This window comes from Pseudomonas sp. PDM17, from assembly GCF_014851985.1.
GTDB lineage: Bacteria > Pseudomonadota > Gammaproteobacteria > Pseudomonadales > Pseudomonadaceae > Pseudomonas.
In genome coordinates this window covers 195,213-212,083 of the sequence record NZ_JACVAT010000003.1, presented here as the reverse complement: position 1 = coordinate 212,083, position 16,871 = coordinate 195,213, and the positions used below count along the sequence as shown (strand labels likewise).

20 protein-coding genes are annotated in these 16,871 nt (G+C 67.1%); 7 read left to right on the top strand and 13 right to left on the bottom strand.

Annotation, left to right across the window (positions count from 1 at the left end; translation table 11 throughout):
• Window positions 1–24: 24 nt before the first annotated feature.
• The 4 genes from IB256_RS11230 to IB256_RS11215 form a co-directional block, all read right to left on the bottom strand.
• A complete protein-coding gene (locus IB256_RS11230; protein WP_192402585.1) occupies window positions 25–723 on the bottom strand; it encodes an anaerobic ribonucleoside-triphosphate reductase activating protein in 699 nt (232 codons plus the stop codon).
• A complete protein-coding gene (nrdD, locus tag IB256_RS30775) occupies window positions 720–866 on the bottom strand; it encodes an anaerobic ribonucleoside-triphosphate reductase (protein WP_015479043.1) in 147 nt (48 codons plus the stop codon). The genes IB256_RS11230 and nrdD overlap by 4 nt, the downstream gene beginning before the upstream one ends.
• 53 nt (window positions 867–919) lie before the next feature.
• The gene (locus tag IB256_RS11220) at window positions 920–2,938 is read right to left on the bottom strand and encodes a ribonucleoside triphosphate reductase (RefSeq protein WP_192402583.1); all 2,019 of its coding nucleotides are present in this window, start codon (window positions 2,936–2,938) and stop codon (window positions 920–922) included.
• Between the two features lie 157 nt (window positions 2,939–3,095).
• Complete coding sequence (locus IB256_RS11215) at window positions 3,096–4,526, bottom strand: PLP-dependent aminotransferase family protein (RefSeq protein WP_192292833.1); 1,431 nt, start codon at window positions 4,524–4,526, stop codon at window positions 3,096–3,098.
• A 264-nt stretch (window positions 4,527–4,790) separates the two neighbouring features.
• Between IB256_RS11215 and cbpA the strand changes: the two genes are divergently transcribed.
• Window positions 4,791–5,759, top strand: a complete 969-nt coding sequence (gene cbpA, locus IB256_RS11210; protein ID WP_192402581.1) for a curved DNA-binding protein — start codon at window positions 4,791–4,793, stop codon at window positions 5,757–5,759.
• Window positions 5,756–6,058, top strand: a complete 303-nt coding sequence (locus IB256_RS11205) for a chaperone modulator CbpM (protein ID WP_225594885.1) — start codon at window positions 5,756–5,758, stop codon at window positions 6,056–6,058. The genes cbpA and IB256_RS11205 overlap by 4 nt, the downstream gene beginning before the upstream one ends.
• Window positions 6,059–6,067: 9 nt before the next feature.
• On the opposite strand, the gene IB256_RS11200 is transcribed toward IB256_RS11205, so the two are convergent.
• Window positions 6,068–6,823 carry a hypothetical protein gene (locus IB256_RS11200; RefSeq protein WP_192292829.1) on the bottom strand — a complete coding sequence of 252 codons (756 nt, stop codon included), beginning with the start codon at window positions 6,821–6,823 and terminating at the stop codon, window positions 6,068–6,070.
• A gap of 156 nt (window positions 6,824–6,979) precedes the next feature.
• Entirely contained in the window at window positions 6,980–7,540 is a 561-nt protein-coding gene (locus tag IB256_RS11195) for an NADPH-dependent FMN reductase (protein ID WP_081515628.1), read from the bottom strand.
• Window positions 7,541–7,722: 182 nt separating this feature from the next.
• Here IB256_RS11195 and IB256_RS11190 point away from each other — a divergent pair, with 182 nt between their 5' ends.
• Genes IB256_RS11190 through IB256_RS11180 form a run of 3 tightly spaced genes read left to right on the top strand, consistent with a single transcriptional unit; the run spans window position 7,723 to window position 9,828 of the window.
• Window positions 7,723–8,463, top strand: a complete 741-nt coding sequence (locus IB256_RS11190; protein ID WP_192402579.1) for an NAD-dependent epimerase/dehydratase family protein — start codon at window positions 7,723–7,725, stop codon at window positions 8,461–8,463.
• Window positions 8,460–8,954 carry a cupin domain-containing protein gene (locus tag IB256_RS11185; RefSeq protein ID WP_192292825.1) on the top strand — a complete coding sequence of 165 codons (495 nt, stop codon included), beginning with the start codon at window positions 8,460–8,462 and terminating at the stop codon, window positions 8,952–8,954. The genes IB256_RS11190 and IB256_RS11185 overlap by 4 nt, the downstream gene beginning before the upstream one ends.
• Window positions 8,955–8,976: 22 nt before the next feature.
• On the top strand, window positions 8,977–9,828 hold the full coding sequence (locus IB256_RS11180; RefSeq protein ID WP_192402577.1) for an arylamine N-acetyltransferase family protein: 852 nt from the start codon (window positions 8,977–8,979) through the stop codon (window positions 9,826–9,828).
• Here the strand turns inward: IB256_RS11180 and IB256_RS11175 are convergent.
• The 4 genes from IB256_RS11175 to IB256_RS11160 form a co-directional block, all read right to left on the bottom strand.
• Window positions 9,798–10,466: a hypothetical protein gene (locus tag IB256_RS11175; protein WP_192292821.1), complete on the bottom strand. Its 669-nt coding sequence runs from the start codon at window positions 10,464–10,466 to the stop codon at window positions 9,798–9,800. The two genes, IB256_RS11180 and IB256_RS11175, sit on opposite strands and share 31 nt — an antisense overlap.
• 112 nt (window positions 10,467–10,578) lie before the next feature.
• Window positions 10,579–11,034, bottom strand: a complete 456-nt coding sequence (locus tag IB256_RS11170) for a DUF2214 family protein (RefSeq protein WP_138214130.1) — start codon at window positions 11,032–11,034, stop codon at window positions 10,579–10,581.
• Window positions 11,035–11,066: 32 nt separating this feature from the next.
• On the bottom strand, window positions 11,067–12,110 hold the full coding sequence (locus tag IB256_RS11165; protein WP_081515638.1) for a sensor domain-containing diguanylate cyclase: 1,044 nt from the start codon (window positions 12,108–12,110) through the stop codon (window positions 11,067–11,069).
• Window positions 12,111–12,127: 17 nt separating this feature from the next.
• Window positions 12,128–13,477, bottom strand: a complete 1,350-nt coding sequence (locus IB256_RS11160; RefSeq protein ID WP_192402575.1) for an MATE family efflux transporter — start codon at window positions 13,475–13,477, stop codon at window positions 12,128–12,130.
• A gap of 154 nt (window positions 13,478–13,631) precedes the next feature.
• Between IB256_RS11160 and IB256_RS11155 the strand changes: the two genes are divergently transcribed.
• Window positions 13,632–14,678 (top strand): fimbrial protein, encoded by a 1,047-nt coding sequence (locus IB256_RS11155; protein ID WP_192402573.1) that lies wholly within the window; start codon window positions 13,632–13,634, stop codon window positions 14,676–14,678.
• Window positions 14,679–14,720: 42 nt separating this feature from the next.
• On the opposite strand, the gene IB256_RS11150 is transcribed toward IB256_RS11155, so the two are convergent.
• The 3 genes from IB256_RS11150 to IB256_RS11140 form a co-directional block, all read right to left on the bottom strand.
• On the bottom strand, window positions 14,721–15,122 hold the full coding sequence (locus IB256_RS11150) for a YkgJ family cysteine cluster protein (protein WP_192292815.1): 402 nt from the start codon (window positions 15,120–15,122) through the stop codon (window positions 14,721–14,723).
• A gap of 104 nt (window positions 15,123–15,226) precedes the next feature.
• Window positions 15,227–15,766 (bottom strand): isopentenyl-diphosphate Delta-isomerase, encoded by a 540-nt coding sequence (gene idi, locus IB256_RS11145; protein WP_192402571.1) that lies wholly within the window; start codon window positions 15,764–15,766, stop codon window positions 15,227–15,229.
• Window positions 15,767–15,816: 50 nt separating this feature from the next.
• On the bottom strand, window positions 15,817–16,266 hold the full coding sequence (locus IB256_RS11140) for a DMT family transporter (RefSeq protein ID WP_081515646.1): 450 nt from the start codon (window positions 16,264–16,266) through the stop codon (window positions 15,817–15,819).
• Window positions 16,267–16,392: 126 nt separating this feature from the next.
• On the opposite strand from IB256_RS11140, the gene IB256_RS11135 reads away from it, so the two are divergent.
• Window positions 16,393–16,794, top strand: coding sequence for an SRPBCC family protein (locus IB256_RS11135; protein ID WP_192292811.1), 402 nt, complete (start codon window positions 16,393–16,395; stop codon window positions 16,792–16,794).
• Window positions 16,795–16,871 lie beyond the last annotated feature (77 nt).

The following is a 16,871-nucleotide window of genomic DNA, read 5'->3' as shown; positions in this document are numbered from 1 at the left end:
CCGAGCGTCAGAAGGTGCGGATGCTCAGGCGTCGCGCAGTTCGAAGCTCGGGAACAGCGCTTGCAGTTCTCGCCACAGATCGAGCGCGCCATGGGGCGCCGGTGTGGCGATCAGCTCGGGATCGAGTTGCCGGTCGCTGCGGGCCAGTTGCACGACGAAGTTATCCACACCCCTCCCGCGCAATCGCGTGGCCAGTCGGCGCAGGCGTCCCAGATCGAACAATTGCCAGTGCACAGTCGTGCGGCACTCGTAGCCAACGCCGCTCTCCAGCAACAGCTCCAGGCTGCGCCAGTTGGCCAGCCCGCTGCGTTTCGCGCCGGTAATGGCGTCCATGTCCTCGGCCAGCCCCTTCACGTCGAAGCCGATCCAGTCGGCATGGGGCAGCGAGCGGGCGAAGGCCTCCGGGCGGATGCCGGCGCTGTGCAGCCCGGTGCGGAAACCCATCTCGCGCACGCTGGCCATGGCCTCCGGTAGCGTGTTCTGCAGCGTCGCCTCGCCGCCGCTGAACACCACGGCCTGCAGCAGGCCCTGGCGTCGCCGGAGGAAGGCGAGAATGGCGTCCCAGGGGATCTCCGCTTCGCCGCGCGGCGGGATCAGCTCCGGGTTGTGGCAATAGCGGCAGCGCCACGCGCAGCCCTGGCAGAACAGTACGCAGGCGAGCAGCCCGGGGTAGTCGAGGGTGGTCAGGGGCACCAGGCCCCCGACCCTGAGCGTACTGCTCATCGCGTCTCGCGGAAGTGGCGGCGCTCGCGGTGCTCGGATTGCTTGCCGGCGTTGAACGCCGTCACCGGGCGGTGATAGCCCATCACGCGGGTCCACACTTCGCAGCGCTGGCGCTGGCTTTCGGGCAGTTGGTTCGCGGTCATCGGTGGTGCTCCTTTTTTGCGGGGATGAATTTTCGGGATGAAGTGAATGAGCCTCAGATGCCGCAGCAGCTCGTGGTTGCGGCTTTCTGCAGCGCGGCTTGGTCGCATTTCGGGCAGAACTCGTGTTCGCCGGCGAGGTAGCCGTGAACCGGGCAGATGGAGAAGGTCGGCGTCACCGTCAGGTAGGGCAGGCGGAAGCGTCCGAGGGCCGTGCGCACCAGGGTCTTGCAGGCCTCGGCGCTGGAGATGCGCTCGGCCATGTACAGGTGCAGCACGGTGCCGCCGGTGTACTTGCACTGCAGGGCGTCCTGCAGTTCCAGCGCCTCGAACGGATCGTCGGTGAGGCCCACCGGCAGCTGCGAGGAGTTGGTGTAGTAGGGCGCGTCCGGCGTGCCGGCCTGGAGCACGTCCGGGTGGCGCTTCTGGTCCTCGCGGGCGAAGCGGTAGGTGGTGCCTTCGGCCGGCGTGGCTTCGAGGTTGTAGAGGTGCCCGCTGTCTTCCTGGAAGCGCACCAGCCGCGCCCGCACATGGTCCAGCAGCTCTAGCGCCATCTGCCGGCCGACCTCGGTGTGCAGGCCTTCGCGGTCGTCGGTGAAGTTGCGCAGCATCTCGTGCAGGCCGTTCACGCCGATGGTGGAGAAGTGGTTGCGCAGGGTGCCCAGGTAGCGCTTGGTATAGGGGTAGAGCCCGGCGTCCATGTGCTGCTGGATGACCTTGCGCTTGACCTCCAGGCTGTCGAAGGCCAGCTCCAGCAGGTAGTCGAGCTGGGCGTAGAGGGCGGCCGCGTCACCGCGATGGCGGTAGCCCAGGCGCGCGCAGTTGATGGTCACCACGCCCAGCGAACCCGTCTGCTCCGCCGAACCGAACAGGCCGTTGCCGCGCTTGAGCAACTCGCGCACGTCCAGTTGCAGGCGGCAGCACATGGAGCGCACCTGGTTGGGCTGCATGTCCGAGTTGAGGAAGTTCTGGAAGTACGGCAGGCCATAGCGCGCGGTCATCTCGAAGAGGCGCGTGGCGTTGTCGCTGTCCCAGGGGAAGTCGTGGGTGATGTTGTAGGTCGGGATCGGGAAGGTGAACACCCGGCCGTGGGCGTCGCCGGCCTGCATCACCTCGATGTAGGCGCGGTTGATCAGATCCATCTCGGCCTGCAGCTCGCCGTAGGCGAAGGGCATCTCCACGCCGCCGACGTAGGGAATCTGCTCGCGCAGGTCTTCCGGGCAGACCCAGTCGAAGGTCAGGTTGGTGAAGGGCGTCTGGGTGCCCCAGCGCGAGGGCACGTTGAGGTTGTAGATGAACTCCTGCAGCGCCTGGCGCACCTGTTGATAACTCAGGCCGTCCTTGCGCACATAGGGCGCGAGGTAGGTGTCGAAGGAGCTGAAGGCCTGGGCGCCGGCCCACTCGTTCTGCAGGGTGCCGAGGAAGTTGACCATCTGCCCCAGCGCGCTGGACAGGTGCTTCGGCGGCCCGGCTTCGACCCGCCCCGGCACGCCGTTCAGGCCTTCGCTGAGCAGGGTGCGCAGCGACCAGCCGGCGCAGTAGCCCGCGAGCATGTCCAGATCGTGGATGTGCAGGTCGGCCTCGCGGTGGGCGACGGCGATGCCTTCGCTGTACACCTCGTCCAGCCAGTAATTGGCGGTGACCTTGCCGGACACATTGAGGATCAGCCCGCCCAGGGAATAGCCCTGGTTGGCGTTGGCGCGCACCCGCCAGTCCTCCCGCGACAGGTATTCGTTCATCGACGCGGCGACATCCACCAGCGTCTTGCGCTCGCGGCGCAGGCGGCCGTGGCGTTCGCGGTAGACGATGTAGGCGCGGGCGGTGGGGTAGTGGCCGGCTTCCATCAGGGCGCGCTCGACGACGTCCTGCACCTGCTCCACGTCCAGATCGTTCCGGGCCGGCAGGCGGGCCAGCACGCGACGGGTCAGTTCCCCGGCATGGGGCGCGGTGAACTCGCCGCTGGCCTCGCCGGCGGCGGCGATGGCGCGTTCGATCTTGCTCGGGTCGAAGGCGGCTGAGCTGCCGTTGCGCTTGCGCAGGCTGGCGGGAAGAGGGGCGATCCGTGTCAGGGGCATTGGCTTGATTCCACAACATGCTGTGTCTCGAGTTATTCAAGACAACAAGATGTTGTGGGAATCTAACGGCATTGCCCGTAGGAAAATTGACCTCGGTCAACGTCGAGCGTCAGTCAATTTTTGCCATCGGAGGTATTGACCGGCACACCTCCCGGAATCAGCCGAGCAAGGGCGCCAGCCGCTCTGCCAGGCGCCCGGCGAGCTGCTCGTCGGTGACATTGGTGAAGCTCATGATCAGCGCCGGCTCGCGCCTGGCCTCGACGCACCAGGCGTTCAGTGCCTGCAGGCCGAGGCCCTCGGCATGGGCGCGGCGGGCGACGGCGAGGTCGTCCTGGTCCAGCGCGCCGATCAGGTGCAGGCCGCCGGGGGTGTCGGCGAAGCGCAGGCGCTCGCCCAGGCGCTCTTCCAGCACACTGCGCAGCCACTGGCGGCGCTGGGCGTAGAGCGTGCGGGTGCGCTTGAGGTGGCGGGCGAAATGGCCCTCCTGCATGAAGTCGCACAGGGTCGCCTGCAGCAGCTCCGCGCAGCCGGAAGGGAACACCTGCTGGGTGCGTACGAAGTCCTCCACCAGATGCGCCGGCACCACCAGATAGCCCAGGCGCAGGGCAGGGTAGAGCACCTTGCTGAAGGTGCCGGTGTAGAGCACGCGGCCGGCGCGGTCGAGGCTCTTCAGCGCCGGCAGCGGGAAGCCGGCGTAGCGGTACTCGCTGTCGTAGTCGTCTTCGACTATCCAGGCGCCGCTGCTGGCCGCCCAGTCCAGCAGGGCCAGGCGGCGCGGCAGGCTGAGAGCAACACCGGTGGGGCTTTGTTGCGATGGCGTGACCAGCGCAAAGCGCGCCTCCGGCGCGCGGGTGATGCCGTCTTCCACGCGCAGGCCATCGGCGTCCACCGCGATGGGCACTGGCACGCCGCCAGCCCGGCGCAGCAGTTCGCGGCCGCGCGGGTAGCCGGGGTCCTCGTGCCAGAAGCGCTGACCGGGTTCGAGCAGGGTGCGGCTGATCAGGTCCAGCGCGCCCTGATAGCCGGCGCAGATGAATACCTGCTCAGGGGCGCAGACGATGCCGCGAGAGATGCCCAGGTAACCGGCGACCGCCTCGCGCAGCGGCCCGTAGCCGCAAGGCTCCGGGTAGGCCAGCATGGACGCGCTCTGCTGGCGCAGACGCCGCGCGCACAGGCGCGCCCAGAGCGCGCGGGGGAAGGCATCCAGCGCCGGCACGCCGAGCTGGAACGGTCGCAGGGTCGGGCCGTGGGCGATCAGGCCGGGCAGGCTGCGTTCCACCGTCGCGGGCTCGACCGGCACCGGTGGTGCGGAGCTAGTGCGCCCCGCCAGCTGAGGCGAGACCACGGTGCCCGCCGGCCCACGCGCCAGCAGGTAGCCCTCGCTGGTCAGCAGCTGGTAGGCCAGCTCCACCGTGCCGCGCGCCACGCCCAGTTCGCCAGCCAGCCCCCGCACCGGCGGCACGCGCTCGCCGGGGCGCAGCGCACCTCGGGTGATGGCATCGCGGATGCGCTCGTAGAGCTGGCGGTAGATCGGCCGATCATGGCTCGGGTCCAGCGGTTGGCGGAAGGAATCGAAGGGGGCGGTCATGGCCTATCCCAGGCGGCAGTTAATCCGGAGAGTGACTATGCCATGACCGGTATCAAGGCGTCCTGCCAGCCCCGATGCACGATCAGCGTCTAGGCTTGCAGGCAGTGTTGAAAAGCCGGCGCCGCGACTCCATCTGTTGTCGCAGAAGCCCGTTTTTCCCACCTGTTCGCCTCGCAGTGCGCGCAGCGGCTCCGGCTGTCCGCGCGAATTCCCCGTGTCCCAGGCGCCGACAGGTCCAACGCATGTGAGGAGTGACCGCTACCGATGGAATTCAAGGACTATTACGCCGCGCTCGGGGTCGAGCCCGACGCCGACGAGAAGGCGATCAAGACCGCCTACCGCAAGCTCGCGCGCAAGTACCACCCGGACGTCAGCAAGGAGCCGGACGCCGAGACGCACTTCAAGGAAGTCTCCGAGGCCTACGAAGTGCTGAAGAGCCCGGAGAAGCGCGCCGAATACGACGAACTGCGCAAGTACGGCGCGCAGGGGCCGCAGTTCGAGGCGCCGCCCGGCTGGCAGCCGCGCGGTGGTTTCGACGGCCCGTCGCCGGGGCACGAGCAGGACTTCAGCGACTTCTTCGAGCAGATCTTCGGCGGCCGCGCCGGCGGCTCCCACGGTGGCTTCGGCGGTGCGCGCCAGCCACAGGCCCACCGTGGCCAGGACGTGGAGATGGAGGTCCCGCTGTTCCTCGAGGAAACCCTCTCCGGGGACAGCCGGCCGATCAGCTTCAGCCTGCCCAGCTTTGATGAGTACGGCCGCAAGCTGCCGCCGCAGAACAAGACGCTGAACGTGAAAATCCCCGTGGGCACCGCCGACGGCGAACGCATCCGCCTCAAGGGGCAGGGCGCGCCGGGTATCAACGGCGGGCCGGCGGGCGACCTGTACCTGGCTATCCGCCTGGTGCCGCACCCGGTGTTCGACGTCGACGGCCGCGACCTCGTTGTCACCGTGCCGGTGGCGCCGTGGGAAGCGGCGCTCGGCGCCAAGGTGGAGGTGCCGACCCTGGGCGGGCGGATCAACCTCGGCATCCCGGCCAACAGCCAGGCCGGCCAGCGCCTGCGGATCAAGGGCAAGGGCCTGCCGAACAAGGGCGAGGCCGCTGCCGGCGACCTGTACGCCGTGCTCAAGGTGGTGATGCCGAAGACGGCGGACGAAGCGACCCGCAAACTCTGGGAAGAACTGGCTGCCAAGGCGGCCTTCGACCCCCGTGCCGATTGGGGTAAACGCGCATGACGACGACAGTGATGGTGGTGGACCTCGACGAGCTCTGCCAGTCGGTGAATCTCCCCCGCGACGTGCTCGTCGAGATCGTCGAGGTGGGTATCGTGGAGCCCCGCGAACAGCGCGCCGGGCACTGGGTCTTCGATTACCAGGCGGTCAGCGTGGTGCGCCGTGCGGTCCGATTGCGCCGCGAGTTCGAGCTGGACTGGCCGGGCATCGCCCTGGCGCTGCGCCTGCTAGACGAGGTGGACGAACTGCGCGCGGAGAACCGTTACCTGCGCCAGCGCCTGGCGCGCCTGCTGGAGGACTGAGCTGCTGAGTTACTGGGCGCTGGTCGCCGCAGTAGCGGCGTTCAGCGGGATGAACTGGAACAGGCCCAGCAGCGGTGCGGCGAGTATGCCCTGCACGTAGTTGATCCCGCTGCGTCGCAGGCTCTCGTGGGTCATCTGCGCCAGCAGCTCCAGTCGGCCGATCATGCGACCGAACTCGCGCTCGAAGGACAGGTTGCGCCCATTGGCGCTGAGCTCGTTGGACAGCAGCAGCGGCTGGCCCTGCTCGTCGGTGCGGCTGGCCAGCAGCCAGGCCGCCACCTCGATGTTCCAGGCGGCGTTGGCGGTCATCTGCGCGTTCAGCCCGCTGAGCAGGTGCTGGGTGTCGGTGCCGCCGTACAGTTCGTAGAGCATGCTGCCGAGCCCGTAGATCAGCGCTCCGGCGCGGTCGCCCTGGAAGTCCGCGTCGAAAGCCAGGGGCAGGGCGGCCACCGATGTCCTGCCGCCCAGGCCGGGCAGCGGCTGCTGCTTGCGGATGGCGTCCATCACCCGCTGGTGGGCTGCATCGCGTGAGGCAGCGCCGGTTTTCTTCCATTCCCGCGGGTTGCGCTTGTAGAGCTTGTCGAGCAGCAGCGACAGGCTGTCGAGGTTATCGCGCATGGCCAGGTTGGCGGCGCGGTTGGCGTCGTTCTGCAGCATCTGCCCGGAGCTGAATCCCACACCGTCGACGTCCTTCTTCACGGGCGGCGAAGTGCAGCCGGCGAGCAGGGCGAGGGCAAGGAAACAGAACAGAAGGTGGCGCAGCATCGACAGTCCGGGCGCGGGAAGCGGGCCTGAACCTTGGCGTGAGAAAGGGCGTGGAGCCAGCCGCAATGATGGCCAATGCCGGGTGTCGCAGCGGCCTGCGACGAGCTGCTCAGAATGGCGGGGGAAAGCGCCGGCGGGTGCCGGCGCCTGGGCAGATCAGCGTGGCTGGTTCTGCACGATCCAGCCGGAGAAGGCATCGATGATGCTCTTCAGGAAGGGCTCGGTCTTCTCCGACAGCTTGCCGGATTCGTCGAAGAAGCCGCCGGCGCCGCCCAGGTAGGCTTCGGGTTGCTGCAGCACCGGCATGTTGAGGAACACCAGCGACTGGCGCAGGTGGTGGTTGGCGCCGAAGCCGCCGATGGCGCCCGGCGAGGCACTGACCACGGCGCAGGGCTTGGCATTCCAGGCGCTCTTGCCGTAGGGGCGCGAGCCGACGTCGATGGCGTTCTTCAGCACGCCGGGCACCGAGCGGTTGTACTCGGGGGTAACGAAGAGCACCGCATCGGCGCGGGCGATGCGCTCGCGGAAGGCGGTGTAGCTGGCGGGCGGGGTGCCCACGTCGAGCTCTTCGTTGTACAGCGGCAGGTCGCCGATCTCCACGATTTCCAGCTTCAGGTTGGCCGGCGCCAATGCGGCGAATGCCTTGGCGATCTTGCGGTTCAGGGATTCCTTGCGCAGGCTGCCGACGACAACGGCAACATCGAAGACTTGGCTCATGGCGACTCCTAGGGATCGGGGTAGTGAGCCGTTTGTTATAGACGATGAGCGTGACATTGCGTGGACATGGATCAAGGTTCGGCAATCATGTCCCAGTCGTTCTGCATGATCTTGGCTCTGTGGGGTAGGGCATCGCATCACTAGAGTGGCGACGTGTCCCTGCCGCCCGATTCGAGGTCCCCATGTGCATGAAAGTCTTCTTCGCCGGAGCCAGCGGTGCCATCGGCCAGCGCCTGCTGCCGATGCTGCTGGAACGTGGTTATCAGGTGCTGGCAATCAGTCGCTGCGCGCAGCGAGCCGCCGCGCTGGAGGCCGCGGGAGCGCGGGCGCTGGTGCTGGACGTCTATGACGCGCAGGCCCTGAGTGCCGCCATGCAGGGGTTCCAGCCACGCTGGGTGATCCACCAGCTCACCGACCTGCCCGCGGGCCTCGACCCTGCCCTGATGCCTGCCGCCCAACCGCGCAACGCGCGGGTTCGCCGGGAAGGTACCGCCAACCTCGTGGCCGCAGCTCGTGCCGCTGGTGTCGAGCGCATGGTGGCGCAGAGCATCGCCTGGGCCTACGCGCCAGGTGAGCTGCCGCTGCACGAGGAACAACCGCTGGACCTGGGGGCCGAAGGCCCGCGCGCCATCAGTGTCGGCGGCGTCGCCGCGCTCGAACAGGCGGTGCTCGGTGCGCGGCCGATGGAGGGCATCGTGTTGCGTTACGGCCGACTCTACGGGCCGGGTACGGGAGCCGATGCGGCAGACCCGAGGCTGGCCGTGCATGTGGACGATGCCGCCCGCGCCGCCCTGTTGGCGCTGGAGTGGGGCGCGCACGGCGCCTACAACATCGCCGAACAGGACATCGAAGTCAGCTCGGCCAAGGCGCGCCATCGCCTGGGCTGGCAGTCGGGCTTTCGCCTGACCGGAGGACCGGCGTGAACCGCGCGTCCGGGCATGAGGCTCGGACCGGTCTGGTGCTGGTCATTGCCCTCAGCGCTGGCGCACTGCTCTGGCAGCCCTGGTCGCGGCCGCTGGTGAGCCTTGCCGAGAACCCTGCCGCGCAGTCAGCTGGCGCGCGGCCGGCCACAGAGGTGAAGCGCCTGTCCTGCGAGCCGCTGGTCGACATACCCGGCAAGGTCGTGACCACGCTGCAGGTGGACTTCCCGCCCAACGGCTTCACCCCGGCCCACCGCCATCCCGGTGCGGTGACCGCCATCGTGCTCAGTGGTCAGGTGCGCTCGCAGATGCACGGCCAGCCGGCGCAGACTTACAGCGCGGGCCAGACCTGGTTCGAACCCAGTCGCGAGCTGCACCTGTTCGCCGAGAACCCCAGCGCCAGTGAGCCCGCACGCTTGCTGGCAGTCATCGTCAGCGACGAGCACTGCGGCCCGCTGGTGATCCCCGAACCGACCGCCGACCACCGCTATTGATGCTTCGCGAAAGGAGATTCGCATGACCCCGCTCACCCCCTTCAGCGCTGCCCAGCTCGACGCGACCCTGACCCGCCTAGGCCTGTCGCCGGAGCGCCCCGCGCCGACGCTGGAAAACCTCGACCGGCTGATCGTCGCGGCGCTGCATCACCTGCCTTTCGAAAACCTCGACGTGCTGCTGGACCAGCCCATTCTGATCGAGCCGGAGGCGGTGTTCGCCAAGGTCGTCGAACATCAGCGCGGCGGTTACTGCTTCGAGCTGAACAGCCTGTTCGCCCGTCTGCTGGCCAGCCTGGATTATCGCGTGACCCTGCTGGTGGCGCGGGTGCGCTGGGGCCTGCCGGCGGATGCGCCGCTGACGCCGAAGACGCACCTGCTGCTGCGCATCGACCTGGCCGAAGGGCCGCACCTGGTGGATATCGGCTTCGGCGGCCCGGCCTCGCCGAAAGCCCTGCCGCTGCGGGTGAACGAAGAGCTGCCCGGCGGCTGGCGTATCAGCGGTCCGGCCGAAGAGGAGCTGGAGATGGCCACACGCTCGGCGTCCGGCTGGCAGCCGCTGTACCGCTTCACCCTCGAGCCGCAGCACTGGGCCGACTACGGCATGCGCAACTGGTACACCTCGACCTACCCGCAGAGCGTGTTCCGCAATTCTCTGCGCGTGGCGCTCAGCGAGGACGGTGCGCGGCTGTCACTGTTCAACGGACAGTTCACTCGGCGTGGCGCGGACGGCGAAGTCGAGCAGCGCAGCATCGAGAGTGCCGATGAGCTGCTGGACGTGCTGCGCGAGCGCTTCCACCTGCACCCGGCGGCGACGGACTTGCCGGCCCTGCGCCGTCGGCTGGCTCAGTTGCTGGAGTCGGCCGTCAGCGGCTGAGTGCCGCGAGGCTCGGCCGAGGCGGCAATGTCCGGCGCCACGCCGATGGCCAGCCGGACGATGCGGCCGGGCAGTTCGTCGCGCTGCAGTTCGCCGCCGGGCCTGCCGGCGAGCCAGTTGCCGTCGATGTCCGAGGCCCGGCACTGCAGCTGGCGCTCGCCGCCGGCTGAGTCCGGCAACAGCCAGCGACAGCGCCCGTCGAAGATGCGCGCGCCCTTTTTCGGCATTCCGGCGTTGCCGGCGGAGAGCTGGCTGCGGACAGCCAGGTTGGCGAAGCTGATATCGGGTGGCACGGCGTCCAGGGGGTGGGTGGCCGATTCGCCGTCCATTTCGATGAGGATGTGCCGGAGCTCGCGCCTGCAACCGTCACTGCTCAGGCTCAGCGGCACCTGGTAGCTGATCCGGTAGGGGCGCTCACCGTGGCCGGGCGTGGCAAAGAGGCGTTGCGTGAGGTCGTCATTCGCCGGGGAATTGCAGTGGCTGCCCTCGGGTGGCGAGTAACGCGCATTACCCACCAGGCTGAAATCGCCCGGCAGGTCGGCTTCGAAAGTGAATTCGTCGCTCGCGCAGCCGCTCAGGGCGAGAGCGGCCAGCGAGAGGAACCACCACAGGGGGCGGCTGGAGGAGCGGGAAGGCATGGGGAGGTCCTGCGGCAGTCGAAGCTGCGCAGGAGCATCCACGGATCAGTTGAGCGACTGTATCGGATTGCTCGGTACTGGTTGTAGGAAAGCGGCCAGTCAGTCCGGCGGCTCAGCCGATCATTCCGAAACCACGTGCCATCAGGGTTGCCAGCAGCGGCAGGATCATCAGCGCCAGCAGCTCCACGCGAATGGTCATGATCACCAGCTTCGCCTGGCGCTCGCTGGGCACTGGAACGCGGCCAGCCTTGAGCTCGTTGCGCCAGTTGAGGAAGGTCATGGTCGGCAGGATCGACAGCAGTGCCACCAGCACGAAGAGGCCGATCTTGGCGTGGAACAGGCTGTTGTGCAGGTAGTAATCCGTACCCTTGGCGAACCAGACCACACGTGCCGCGCCGGTCAGCAGTACCACGCCGGCGCAGGCGCCGTAGGCCAGGTCGACTATCACCAGGCTACGTGCCCGCGACAGGTCCAGTGGCAGGCGGAACAGCTGGTGCTCCAGCACCAGCAGGGCGAACAGGATGAAGATCGACAGGTAGTGCAGGTACGCGGCGATGGCTTGGGCCATGAGTGGGTCCTCTGCTGGGGCCTTGCTTCTGATCAGGCTGAGGCCGGCGGCGCGCTGAAGTTTACCCGGTTGCGCCCGGCCTGCTTGGCACTGTAAAGCGCGCCGTCGGCGCGTTCCAGCGCCTGGTCGACAGGCTCTTCACCTGCCAGCAGGGTGCAGCCGATGCTCAGGCTGACCGGCAGCGGCCCGCAGGGGAGTTGCACCGGCTCGTGGCCGATCAGCTCGCGTACGCGTTCGGCGACGCGCTGCAACTCCTCGCCGTCCTTCACCTTGAGCAGAGCGACGAACTCCTCGCCGCCCTGGCGCACCAGCAGGTCGTCTGGCCGCAGCGCGGCGCGCAGGCGGCGGGCGCATTCGCAGAGCACCTGGTCGCCGGCGGCGTGGCCGTGCTGGTCGTTGATCGCCTTGAAGTGGTCGAGGTCGGCGTAGATCACGCCCAGCTGCACGTGGTTTTGCCGCGCCAGGCGGCACTCGCGGTCCTGGAAGGCGAGCAGGCCACCGCGGTTCCACAGCTGGGTCAGTGGGTCGAGCAGGGCCTTGCGCTGCTCGCGGTCCATCTCCACGCGCAGGTCGCGGTTGCTCTGGATCAGCGTGCGCAATTGCAGGTAGCCCTCGGCGAGGGTGGCAAGGTCGCGGAAGTTGGCCTGCTGCGCCTCGGTCATGCTGCGCGGCCGCGGGTCGACCATGCACAGGGTGCCGATGGCCTGGCCATTGCCGGCGCGCAGCGGGCGACCGGCGTAGAAACGGATGTAGGGCGGTCCGAGCACCAGCGGGTTGTCGGCGAAGCGTTCGTCGAGGGTGGCATCGGGCACCAGCAGGGTATCCTCGCCGAGAATCGCATAGCCGCAGAAGGACACGTCGCGCGTGGTCTCGGTGGCGTCCAGACCGACGCGGGCCTTGAACCACTGACGATCCTGGTCGATCAGGCTGATCAGCACGGTATCGACCTTCACCAGGTCCTGGGTCAGCTGGACGAGGGTATCCAGGTAGTGCTCGGCCGGGGTGTCGAGCAGGTTCATCTCATCCAGGGTCTGCTGACGCAGGGTTTCGTCAACGGGAATGGGACAAGCCGGCATGGCGTCTCCTCAACAGGTCAGGGGCTGGCAGGCGCCTGCCAGGCATCTTGGCGTGTCAGTTGCCACGCGTAGCCGGCGAGGACCAGCGCGCGCAGCAACATGAAGCATAGGAAGGTTAGCCACAATCCGTGATTTCCCCAGCCCTGCAGGGCGAAACCCAGCGGCAGGCTGGCGGCGCAGGCCAGCAGCATGGCGTTGCGCATTTCGCGGGCGCGGGTGGCGCCGATGAACAGGCCGTCGAGCAGGTAGCTCCACATGCCGATGAGCGGCAGGCAGGCGAGGTAAGGCAGGTACTGGTCGGCGGTGGCGCGCACTTCCGGGATGTCGCTCTGCAGGGCGATGAACAGGTGGCCGAAGAGGCTGAAGAAGGCGACGAACAGCAGGCTGGCGATGAGCGACCAGCCGCAGGCGACTACCAGCGACCGGCGCAGGGCGGTGCGGTCGCGGCCACCGATGGCATGGCCGCACAGCGCCTCGACAGCGTGGGCCAAGCCGTCGAGGGCGTAGGCAGTGACCATCAGGCCGTTGAGCAGCAGCGCGTTGGCCGCCACTGTGGCGTCGCCCAGGCGTGTGCCCTGCACCGTGAGCAGGAAGAACACGCCCTGCAGCGCCAGGCTGCGGATGAAGATGTCGCGGTTGACCATCAGCAGCGGCCGCCAGCTGGCCCAGGCGCGCAGGCGTGACCAGTCCGGCAGGCCGGGAAAGCGCCTGAGCGCGCCACGGGTCAGCGCCAGGCCGAGCAGCGCGCCGCCCCATTCGGCGGTCACCGCGGCCTTTGCTGCGCCGGCCACGCCCCAGCCCAGGCCCAGCACGAACCACAGGCTGAGGACGATATTGATGAGGTTGGTGGTCAGCAGGATCGCCAACGGTGCGCGGGCGTTCTGCGTGCCGAGAAACCAGCCGACCAGCGCATAGGTGGCCAGCGCCGCCGGTAGGCCGAACAGGCGGATGTGGAAGAACTCGCGGGCCAGCACATCCAGCTCGGGGGACGGGCGCATCAGTGCAAGCGCGGGGCCGGTCAGCGGCACCGCCAGCAGGCTGAGCAGCAGCGCGAGGCCCAGCGCCAGCAGCAGGCCCTGGCCGAGAATCCGCCGCAGGGCTCCGCCGTCTTCACGCCCGGCCGCCTGGGCGGCGAAGCCGGTGGTGCCCATGCGCAGGAAGCCCAGCACGCCGACCAGCAGGGTATAGAGCCCGCCGCCGACCGCCACAGCACCCAGTTGGTGGGCGTGCGGCAGGTGGCCTATCACCGCGCTGTCCACCAGGGTGACCAGCGGCACGGAAACGTTGGAGAGAATCATCGGCGCGGCGAGCGCCCAGACGCGACGGTGGGTCGGTGAATGTCGCCAGGCTTCGAGCAGGGAGTTCATGCAGAGCAGACCATTGGTAGTTCGCCCGGATTGGGGCGGAAATTCTGTTCTTAATAGCGGAGTTTTCTTGTTTTTACTGTCGACTGAGGATTCTCAGGCATTCCTATTTATTCTCGCGCAGTAATCACTTTCTCCAAAATCAAGGACACGCTAGATGCCAGTCTCAAAGGCTCCGATTGGGTTGAGCCAATGGGTGCGTCACCTCGCCGCCCCATGTTCCGTGTTGGTGCTCATGTCGTTTTCCGGAAGTGTGCGGGCCGATTGTGGTTTCGACAGCGGCGCCAGAATGAACTCCGCTGTCGTGACGTTACCTGGTTCACTCAACGTAAAGCGCGATGCCGCAGTGGGTACCATCCTTTTTGATTCGGGCTGGGCCAATGGAGGCAGCACTCGGGTCGGTTGCTTCGGCTCCGGATTGGCGACCTACGGCTATTCGTCATTCATGCAGGCGGTCCCAGGACAGGCACACGTATATCAAACTGGCGTTCAGGGCGTTGGAATCAAGGCGGCCTACTCGAACAGCTATGGTTCTCAACCCTCGAACATCGACAGCGTCAACCTCAACAGTGGTTCGTCGCTGATGGACTGGCCTCGCTTATCACAGGCCTATACGTCGGTTCTGTACACGCCGGCTGGGCTTTATCGCGTTCAGCTGGTCGTGACGGGGCCGCTGGCGACTGGCAGTAATACCATGACGTTGCCCAGCCCTGCTGCGCGGACCTACTACGGAAGCCTGCTCAGCAACCAGGCCGTTTTCACCAATACGACAGTCGTGGTGCAGACGGTTGCCTGCACGGTCACGACGCCCAGTGTCACGGTGCATTTGAGGCCAGTAAAAATCAGCGATTTCAAGGGCGTCGGGAGCTCCATCGGACAAACGCCTTTCACCGTGCGCATGAACTGTCCCAAGGGCGCTGTGGTCTCGTACCAGTTTGACGGCACAAGTCCTGCGGGGGTTTCCGGCACGGGTCTGTTGGCCAATGGCACAGGAGCCAATATGGCAACGGGGGTAGCGGTCCAACTGGTCAATGCCAGCGGCACGAGTGCCTTCCCCTTGGCTACCAAGACCTCACTGGGCACGGCAACGGTCGATAACCAGCCGATGAACATCGATCTCTTCGCTCGCTATTACCAGACGCAAGGCCGTATCAGAGGCGGCAAAGTGAGTTCGACTGCTTACGTGACCATGCACTACCAATAGCCGGCAATGGCTGGGCGGCGAGTGTGGTTCGAGGCGAGGCGGTCAGCTGGTCTTCTTGCGGTAGGCGCAGTAGCCGGGGCGCGGGCCGACCTGCGGGTGGTTGCGGCAGGTGTCCGGGCGCTTGGCGTAGACGCTGCAGAGGCGCGTCTTGCGGTCGAGGAAGTAGCAGTCGCCGTTGCTGGTGCGGGTCAGGGTGAAGATGCCGCTCTTCTGGTTGAAGCGCTCGACGACGCCTTCCTTGAGCAGGCGCTTGGCGATGTTCTTCGCTGGTTCGTCGCGCTCGAATTCGTCGACCACGCCGATACGGATCAGGTCGTTGACGTTCACTTCCGCCGGCATGGTGCAGCAGGTGGCATTGCAGTCCTTGCACAGGCCCGAGGTGTACTTCGCCCAGGTTTCCAGGCGGTCCAGTTCGGCGTTGGCAATCAGCGGTGGTTTTCTCATGGCGGCAAGTCGGTAGCGGTGGCGCGAAGGCGCGCATCATAGTGGTCGGCGCGCAGATTTGCTTGGCCTTTCGACGAACAGAGCGGCGATCAACAGAGGGCGTTCTACAGAGCGGCGATTCCGCCGTTATCGCGCAGATAGTCCCTGAAGGTCGGGTAGCAGATGAGGAACCAGGGCGTGAAACGCTCCGGGTGCGCAGCCATCTCGGCTTCCAGTTCGGGCAGGGCGACGTAGCGGAAGTCGTCGGCTTCCTGCGGATCGGGGTGCGGCGGCTGCTCGTCGACGGCACCGAACAGGTGGCCGTACTCGTGCTCGGTCATGCCGTTGGCCAGCTCCAGGCGATAGCTGAACTCGAACAGCTTGCGCAGCTCGACCTGTACGCCCATCTCCTCGCGCAGCCGGCGTTCGGCGGCGTGCTTCGCGGACTCATCGGGGTAGGGGTGGCCGCAGCAGGTATTGCTCCACAGTCCGCCGCAGTGATACTTGCCCGCCGCGCGGCGCTGCAGCAGCAGTTCACCGGTGCGGTTGAACACGTAGACCGAGATGGCACGGTGGCGCAGCCCGAGATGATGGGCCTGGTGTTTTTCCATCGTGCCGGTCGGGTTGTCGTGTTCGTCGACCAGGATCACCTGGATATCGGTCATGGAAATCTCCTGCGGGCGAGCCATCCGTGCTCAGAGTAGACGGATGGTTTTCAGCCCTTGCGGATCATCCAGATACCCACGGCGATGGCGGCCATGCCGGCGATCTTCAGGGTGCTCACAGGCGCTTCCTTGAAACCGGCCCAGCCGAAGTGATCCAGCGCCAGTGCCATGCCCAGCTGGCCGGCGAGCACCAGGACCATGAACATCAGCGCGCCGACGCGCGGTGCGGCGAAGGCGGCGATGAAGATGAAGAACATCCCCAGGAAGCCGCCGCACCACTGCCACCAGGGCATCCCGCGCATCGCCGCAAGGCTGGGGAATTCGCGGTTGGCCAGGGTCAGGGCGAGCAGGCCGAGCATGCCGACGAAGAAGGAAATCAGCGCGGCAGCCAGCACGCTGGACACCTGCTTGGCCAGTTGGCCGTTGATGCCGGCCTGAAGTGGCAGGCAGGCGCCGGCGATCAGCGGAAGGACGAACAACCACCAGGGCGGCGTAGGCATGGGAAACTCCGGAAAGGGTCGCAAAGCAGGGCAGCGAAGGGCTGGCCAGCGGTCGATCGAGAATAGTCAGCCGCGTAGTATGCACCACACTGGAGCATCGCTCCCGCCCCGATGGAGGTCCCGACCATGGCCACCCGTGCTTCCCGCGTGCTGAGCGTCCGCATCGAGCGGCCGCGCGACACTGCCTACGAGTTCCTCGCCGACCCGAAGAACTTCCCCTGCTGGGCCTCAGGCTTGTGCAGCTCCATCGAACCGCTGGACGGTGATCTCTGGCTGGCGCAGACGCCGCAAGGCCCCCTGCGCGTGCGCTTCTCGCCGCGCAACGCGTTCGGCGTGCTCGACCATGACGTGCTGCCCGAGCAGGCGCCGGCCGTCCACATCCCGCTGCGACTGATCGCCAATGCCGAGGGCTGCGAGCTGCAACTCACTCTGCTGCGCCAGCCACAGATGGACGACGCCACTTTCGAGCGCGACGCGCAGTGGGTGGAGCGCGACCTGCAGGCGATCAAGGCGTTGCTGGAGGGGTGATCGCTAGCTCACCGATCACAGAACAAGCACCCATCCTACGTTGAAGAGCACCGGGCATGTCGGTGGGCGCCGAACCT

Bases quoted from the DNA above. Each gene is read 5' to 3' on its own strand.
- IB256_RS11230 (WP_192402585.1), bottom strand. From the start codon at position 723: ATGAGCAGTACGCTCAGGGTCGGGGGCCTGGTGCCCCTGACCACCCTC.
- nrdD (WP_015479043.1), bottom strand. From the start codon at position 866: ATGACCGCGAACCAACTGCCCGAAAGCCAGCGCCAGCGCTGCGAAGTG.
- IB256_RS11220 (WP_192402583.1), bottom strand. From the start codon at position 2,938: ATGCCCCTGACACGGATCGCCCCTCTTCCCGCCAGCCTGCGCAAGCGC.
- IB256_RS11215 (WP_192292833.1), bottom strand. From the start codon at position 4,526: ATGACCGCCCCCTTCGATTCCTTCCGCCAACCGCTGGACCCGAGCCAT.
- cbpA (WP_192402581.1), top strand. From the start codon at position 4,791: ATGGAATTCAAGGACTATTACGCCGCGCTCGGGGTCGAGCCCGACGCC.
- IB256_RS11205 (WP_225594885.1), top strand. From the start codon at position 5,756: ATGACGACGACAGTGATGGTGGTGGACCTCGACGAGCTCTGCCAGTCG.
- IB256_RS11200 (WP_192292829.1), bottom strand. From the start codon at position 6,823: ATGCTGCGCCACCTTCTGTTCTGTTTCCTTGCCCTCGCCCTGCTCGCC.
- IB256_RS11195 (WP_081515628.1), bottom strand. From the start codon at position 7,540: ATGAGCCAAGTCTTCGATGTTGCCGTTGTCGTCGGCAGCCTGCGCAAG.
- IB256_RS11190 (WP_192402579.1), top strand. From the start codon at position 7,723: ATGTGCATGAAAGTCTTCTTCGCCGGAGCCAGCGGTGCCATCGGCCAG.
- IB256_RS11180 (WP_192402577.1), top strand. From the start codon at position 8,977: ATGACCCCGCTCACCCCCTTCAGCGCTGCCCAGCTCGACGCGACCCTG.
- IB256_RS11175 (WP_192292821.1), bottom strand. From the start codon at position 10,466: ATGCCTTCCCGCTCCTCCAGCCGCCCCCTGTGGTGGTTCCTCTCGCTG.
- IB256_RS11170 (WP_138214130.1), bottom strand. From the start codon at position 11,034: ATGGCCCAAGCCATCGCCGCGTACCTGCACTACCTGTCGATCTTCATC.
- IB256_RS11165 (WP_081515638.1), bottom strand. From the start codon at position 12,110: ATGCCGGCTTGTCCCATTCCCGTTGACGAAACCCTGCGTCAGCAGACC.
- IB256_RS11160 (WP_192402575.1), bottom strand. From the start codon at position 13,477: ATGAACTCCCTGCTCGAAGCCTGGCGACATTCACCGACCCACCGTCGC.
- IB256_RS11155 (WP_192402573.1), top strand. From the start codon at position 13,632: ATGCCAGTCTCAAAGGCTCCGATTGGGTTGAGCCAATGGGTGCGTCAC.
- IB256_RS11150 (WP_192292815.1), bottom strand. From the start codon at position 15,122: ATGAGAAAACCACCGCTGATTGCCAACGCCGAACTGGACCGCCTGGAA.
- idi (WP_192402571.1), bottom strand. From the start codon at position 15,766: ATGACCGATATCCAGGTGATCCTGGTCGACGAACACGACAACCCGACC.
- IB256_RS11140 (WP_081515646.1), bottom strand. From the start codon at position 16,266: ATGCCTACGCCGCCCTGGTGGTTGTTCGTCCTTCCGCTGATCGCCGGC.
- IB256_RS11135 (WP_192292811.1), top strand. From the start codon at position 16,393: ATGGCCACCCGTGCTTCCCGCGTGCTGAGCGTCCGCATCGAGCGGCCG.